Origin of the sequence: Lactiplantibacillus sp. 7.2.4, from assembly GCF_018991185.1 — a bacterium.
In the GTDB taxonomy this organism is placed as follows: Bacteria; Bacillota; Bacilli; order Lactobacillales; family Lactobacillaceae; genus Lactiplantibacillus; species Lactiplantibacillus pentosus.
On sequence record NZ_JAGYGS010000037.1, the window covers coordinates 23,185 to 29,425 of the forward strand.

The 6,241-nt window shown below is 48.0% G+C and carries 5 protein-coding genes; 1 reads left to right on the top strand and 4 read right to left on the bottom strand.

The genetic code is table 11. From position 1 onward, the window contains the following. Entirely contained in the window at positions 1-813 is an 813-nt protein-coding gene (gene yidA / locus KGF70_RS11310) for a sugar-phosphatase (RefSeq protein WP_050337736.1), read from the top strand. A 306-nt stretch (positions 814-1,119) separates the two neighbouring features. Here yidA and KGF70_RS11315 read toward each other — a convergent pair whose 3' ends face one another. The 4 genes from KGF70_RS11315 to KGF70_RS11330 form a co-directional block, all read right to left on the bottom strand. Then, positions 1,120-2,103, bottom strand: coding sequence for a hypothetical protein (locus KGF70_RS11315; protein WP_216768817.1), 984 nt, complete (start codon positions 2,101-2,103; stop codon positions 1,120-1,122). An 82-nt stretch (positions 2,104-2,185) separates the two neighbouring features. Continuing rightward, the gene (locus tag KGF70_RS11320) at positions 2,186-3,208 is read right to left on the bottom strand and encodes a YdcF family protein (protein ID WP_216786443.1); all 1,023 of its coding nucleotides are present in this window, start codon (positions 3,206-3,208) and stop codon (positions 2,186-2,188) included. 859 nt (positions 3,209-4,067) lie between these two features. Continuing rightward, the gene (locus KGF70_RS11325; protein WP_003637652.1) at positions 4,068-5,048 is read right to left on the bottom strand and encodes a ribose-phosphate diphosphokinase; all 981 of its coding nucleotides are present in this window, start codon (positions 5,046-5,048) and stop codon (positions 4,068-4,070) included. A gap of 271 nt (positions 5,049-5,319) precedes the next feature. Continuing rightward, a complete protein-coding gene (locus KGF70_RS11330; protein ID WP_216768820.1) occupies positions 5,320-6,147 on the bottom strand; it encodes a serine hydrolase in 828 nt (275 codons plus the stop codon). Positions 6,148-6,241 lie beyond the last annotated feature (94 nt).

The following is a 6,241-nucleotide window of genomic DNA, read 5'->3' on the forward strand; positions in this document are numbered from 1 at the left end:
ATGTCAGTTAAACTTATTGCCATCGATATGGACGGCACCTTGCTCAACGAACACAGCGAACTCAATCCCGCGACGATTCAAGCCGTCCGTGACGCCAATGCTCAGGGCATCAAAGTCGTTATTTGTACCGGCCGACCATTGAGCGGCGTCACCCCATTTCTACAACAACTGGGTATCGCTGGTGAACACAACTATGTCATCACTTTCAACGGGTCGATGGTCCAAACCATCCCTGGTAAAATCATCACTGGCCTGACGCTTTCACACAATGACTACATTGACATCGAGACGTTAAGTCGCAAGCTCAATGTGCATTGCCATGTCGAAAGTGAAGACCACATTTATACGGCGAACCGGAATATCAGCCCGTACACGGTCGGTGAAAGCTCACTCGTCAATATGCCGATTCGCTACCGGACACCTGAAGAAATGCGGCCAGACTTACCAATCGTCAAGTGCATGTTCATTGACCATCAACCGTTACTGGATGCGGCCATCAAGGCACTACCCGCGGACTTCTCAGAACGATTTACCATTGTGCGCTCAGAAGCCTATTTCTTGGAATTCATGAATCCGGAAGCTAGCAAAGGAAATGCCTTACGCACGCTTGCAGACCACCTTCACCTGACCGCGGATGAAGTCATGGCAATCGGTGACCAGGGAAATGATTTGAGTATGCTCGAATACGCCACACACAGCGTCGCGATGGGCAATGCCATTGATGAAGCCAAACAAATCGCTCGCTACGAAACCAAGACCAACGTGGAAGACGGCGTTGCGCACGCGATTCGCACTTGGGCGTTGGCTGAATAAACTGGGTAATCGGTGCCAAGCGGCATGTTCGGCAAGCTGCTTGAAACGCGCCACCCAATTGACAGCACCCGGTTGAACGCGTCTAGCAGGCGTTTAACGTCCAATACTCAGATGCGATGAGCAACTAATTATCGGTTTGAAAATAGGACTTCAAAAAAATCGCTTCAAGAATTCGATTGAATTCTTGAAGCGATTTTTAGTGACTAAGCAACTCGTGCCAGATTCTGAACCTCACCGGTAATCCTGGTTATTCAAAGACTTAAGGCTTAAGTCGTTGAATGACCAATTCAGGCCCACCAGACCGTTTTATTCAAACGTCCCGCTGGCACTGTCTTCCTTGGTCACGTTACCACTATCAGGATAGTAGCGATACGTGTCAGTGACGGTCTTAGAAGCCGAACTAGACGACTCATCCGCGGCATACACTGCGGTGATCTGGTAATAATCACTCGTCTGCTTAGTGATATTGAACTCTGTATCTGAAGCAAATGTGACCCCAGCGGCATCCTGAAATTGCTTGATGATGGCCGAAGTCGTTAACGTCGACGAAGAACTGCTCGACGTGCTACTATCTGACGAACTCGTGGCAGTCGATGAAGACGAGCTGGTACTGTCCGTACTGCTCGTTGCTGAATTTGAATCAGATGAACTGGACGACGAACTTGAACTAACAACGGTGGAACTCTCACTACCGGAACTCGTTGATTGCGACGCCTCATAATTCATAATGGCTTGTTTCATTGCCAAAGCTTTCTTCTGTAATTCTTTGATGACCGGATGGGAGGCTGAGACCCGATCCAGCTTATCAATATTGGCCTTCGCAGTGGCCAAATCATGAACACTCAAATCATCGCGGGCGGCATTATAATAACCATTAGCTTGCTTAACAGCTTGATACTGCTTGACTAACTTCTGACGCGCAGCAATAAAGCTGGCATCAGTGGTGCCGTCATAGCTACTTAATGCCTCAAAATAGCCCTTAGCTAAACTCAATTGGTTATTTTCAAGCGCTTCTTCGGCTTCTTGATAATACTTTAAGCCCGTTGCGAGATTTTTGACCGCCGCATTCGGATTAGCAGCACTAGCTAACGTCTTCCGAGCAGCGGCGATTTTTGTTTGCGAAATTTGCTGATCAGCTTTGGTTAAAACGGCCGTTGTACTATTATTAGTAGCGGTCGTGGCCGAACTTGCGGTTACGCCTCCGGTATTTTTGGCACAGCCTGATAGTGTGATGAGTCCAATCAGAACCATCACAATCAGTGGCCAAGACGATCGATAGGCATGATCCACGGCAAACCCCTCCTTTTTATCATCCCTCATTATACCATTAATCGCGATGACGTTTTTTTCAAAGCTCTGAGGTCGAGCATTACTAAACTAACCGAACTAACGCCAGCACGTAACCAGCCATTAAAAGCAGTACCATCGCAAGGTTCGACCAGCGATACATGACGATCAGTGCCAGGTACTCCCGAAACATCGCGAATGGCAAGTAATATAGCGGCGTCCGGGCCCCAATACCCGTCAAGTTCAGGTGGAGCTGACGGGCAAAAATATTGGCCCTGAGTACGTGATAGCCACTCGTAACGATGACCGCGCGATAAAACGGATCAGTGCGGACGAGCAGTGCGTGTGAAAACTTCAGATTTTCAATCGTGGACGTCGACCGGTTCTCCTCTTGAATCGCATCACGCGGAATCCCCGCAGCGACCAGGTAGCGCCGCATCGCGGTACTTTCGGCCATCACCTCATCATCTCCCTGACCACCAGAAACGACGATGGTAATTGGCTGGTGGTAGCGGCTCCGTTGCGCATGGTAGTACTTAGCCGCAGCCTGCAACCGGAAAGCTAAGGTCCGAGTCGGTTGGCCATTGGGCATCAAGCCAGCGCCCAAAACAATGATGTGGTCGATCTGACGCCGCCGTCCCATCCGAGTCGTCACACATGCGACCAGATAGGCGATAAAGCTAAAGGCAAAATACGCCGTCAGTAGTAATGCTAAGCCCAAGAGCTGCCAGACGCGCGGCACTTGCCACAGCCAAAAATTCAGACCAGATAGCACTAACATTAACAGCAGGATGACCCCCACGATTGCGAGCAAACTGTAATGTAGCGCCCAGCCCTCCTTGCGAATCAGCCGGTAACTATAGCGCACGAAACTGATAGCCACGATTAGAATCACGACTGGCAGGAGCGTGTACGCCAACACCTTCGCCCCAACTAGCATGAATTGCCACGCGGGGCTGGCTTGGGCACTAAACTCCTTGTAAGCGCTTAATAAAATACCGATAATGGTCAGTAAAAATAAATGGCCGGTCAACCAGTGACGGCGGTCCGTCAATTGCAACGTCAGCGCACTGACGAAGGCTAAACTGCCCCAATAAAATGGTGTCATGGCAACCACCCCCTATCTATCCATTGTACCCATTTTGCGCCAACTTACCAGTTATTTACAGGTGGTGAACATGCATCGTTGTCTTGAGTTCAAAAGCAACCAGCTGAGGCCCGCTGGAAACAACGCGAATTAGCGTAAACCTTCTGTGATAGACGCGTCCTAAGCCGGCCTCCAGGCATTCTGGGCAATGGCCGGAACGTAGTGGACACAGATTTAAGCCGAGTTTCTAATCATTTTCCAGCTATCATATGCATATTTTGATGCTAAGTATCATTAGTTTCACTGGACATCACCAGAGTTTTCTCTAGTTAATTGCGACTACAAAGTCTTGAATCAGACTCAAATGGCAACATTACGTCTAACTGTAAATTATAAACCCAATTGAGCTAGCCAATAATCTTCTCAGTATTTGACTGACATAAGGCATTATCAATTCTGATTTAAATTTTCCCTGAAGACTCAATTTCCTAATGTTCAGTGGTCAGTTGCACCAAGGTTAGGTGGGCGTTCATCCGCCATTCGAACGGCTTCCCGACTGTCCGGACTGCCGGACAATGCGCAGTAGCCAAATTATTCTTAGCTGGAAGTGAGGTTCTTCCGGCTTAGAATAAGACTCGTATTTGAAATTGCGCAGCGGTCTTCTGCGTGAGTTCAAATCGATGTCGGCTGCGCTCCAGCAATTGTCAGCCGGCTCCGGAAGTCGAATTAGGGCGATCAATGCGGACGAACAGCAAACCAACTAACCCGCACACAACGCGTAATCATCATTTCCGCCCACAGTCCTCAGAATCTAAATAGTCGCTCCAAGAACAATTCATTCTTGAAGCGACTATTTAGAGAGCAATTTATATTTAACGCATTAATTTTCTTCGTTATGGAACCGATTCTTAAATAATGGGCTAACTGGTTTATTTTCGTGGATAAACTTGATCGCTTGACCCATTAATTGACCAACTGAAACTTCTTCGATCTTGTCGATGCGTTTTGAAGCTGGCAATTCGATTGAGTCAGTCACAACTAACTTCTTAATTGGTGACTTTTCGATCCGTTCGATGGCTGGGCCCGAAAGTACGGGGTGGGTACAACTTGCGTAAACTTCCGTTGCACCAGCATCAACTAAGGCCTGTGCACCTAACGTGATCGTCCCGGCCGTATCGATCATATCATCGATCATGATGGCCCGTTTGCCCTTAACATCACCAATGATGTTCATGACTTCAGCAACATTCGCCCGTGGACGCCGCTTGTCGATAATGGCAATTGGAGCCTTCAGGAATTCAGCCAATTTACGTGCCCGAGTCACACCACCGTGGTCAGGTGAAACGACCACAGCATTCTCATCTAAGTGGTGGTTCAGGAAGTAGTCAGCTAACAGTGGCGCACCCATCAAATGGTCCAATGGGATATCGAAGAAGCCTTGGATTTGAGCAGCATGCAAGTCAAGTGCTAAAATCCGGGTTGCACCGGCCGTTTCCAGCATGTTGGCAACTAACTTAGCGGTAATTGGTTCACGAGAACGTGCCTTCCGGTCTTGCCGTGCGTACCCATAGTAAGGAATAACCACGTTAATGGTCTTAGCACTGGCCCGCCGGAGCGCGTCAATCATAATCAATAATTCCATCAAATTATCATTAACAGGAGCGGAAGTTGACTGAATGATGTAAACTTGATCACCACGGATACTTTCCTCAATGTTAATGCGAATTTCGCCATCACTAAAGCGATCGACCGAAGTCTTACCTAACTTGACCCCAACGGCGTCCGCGATTTTTTCTGCCAATGGTTTATTTGAATTCAAAGCAAAAATTTTTAACTTTGGATCAAAATACTGTTCTGACATAATTTCCTCCATTCGAAAATTTATTACTTACTAAATAATAGGCATTTTGCTAGTGAAAATCAAGTCCCAACAACGGCGCAAAAATGCGTGAGACTGGGCTGGAAGCACGACTTTCGCCGATTGACGCCCCTTCACAACTAAAGATTAAAGTTTCGTGAGCGCCATTTCTAGCACTTCAGTACCTCATGAAGCCGAAATGGTACCGCTATCAGCTATAGTTGATAGAAACAACTAGTTCTCGATAATAACTCAGACCCAATTGATACGCTAATTATCGATGGTGGTCCAGATAGTTGACGACATCTCGGCCCAAGCGCTGCATGCCCTGATATTGTTGTTCTTGTTGGCCATTTTGCGCCATAACGACGATACTATACGTCCCATGCTTGGTTTTAAAAATCGCCGCATCATTTTGAACGCCCTTATCCGGATACTCACCGGTCTTGTTATAGACAGTCGCATGCTTGACTAAGGCGGGTAGCTTACTGTGGTTACGGCATCCCTGCAATAGCGTCAGCATCTGCTTATCATAAGTCTTGCCTAACAATTTGTGCCGGTAAACGCGGGTCAAAAAACGCGTCAAGTCACCGACTGAAGTGTAATTATCACGACCCTGTTCAAGTGCAGCCGTATCTAACATGTGTCGTTGCAGTACCGTGTGCCGAAATTTGAACTGCTTAATCGTTTTATTGATTGGTTTGAACCCGCCGGCGCGGTCGATCAAACGATTCGCCGCGGCGTTATCTGAATTGTGAATCATCAACTGCAAATCACGCCGATCCTGTTGCGTTAGCCGCAACTTTTTCTGTTGCACCTGCCGATAAATCGTGAGCATCACGAAGACTTTGATCGTGCTTGCAGACCGTTGCCGTGTCACCCGTTGATTACCAGTTCTCACCGTCAGTCGCCGTTTCTGGCCTAAACGAGTTACTTTAACTGACCACCGGCCGCCCAGTGGCTGTAAGTTGCGCTTCACCAGCCGTTTGACCGCCGCCCGTTCATGTTTAAGCGACGTCGCTTGAGCAGTCACCGCCCAGTTCAAGCCACCGAGTAGCACCAGCCCACAGATGAGTCCCCGTAACCACCGTTTCATTTGCATTCCTTCGCCTCCAAATCACGCTCGTATCACGTTTCCACGCTAATTATACCAACTTTTACGAGAAATAGACACGCACTCACCATCAATATTTTTA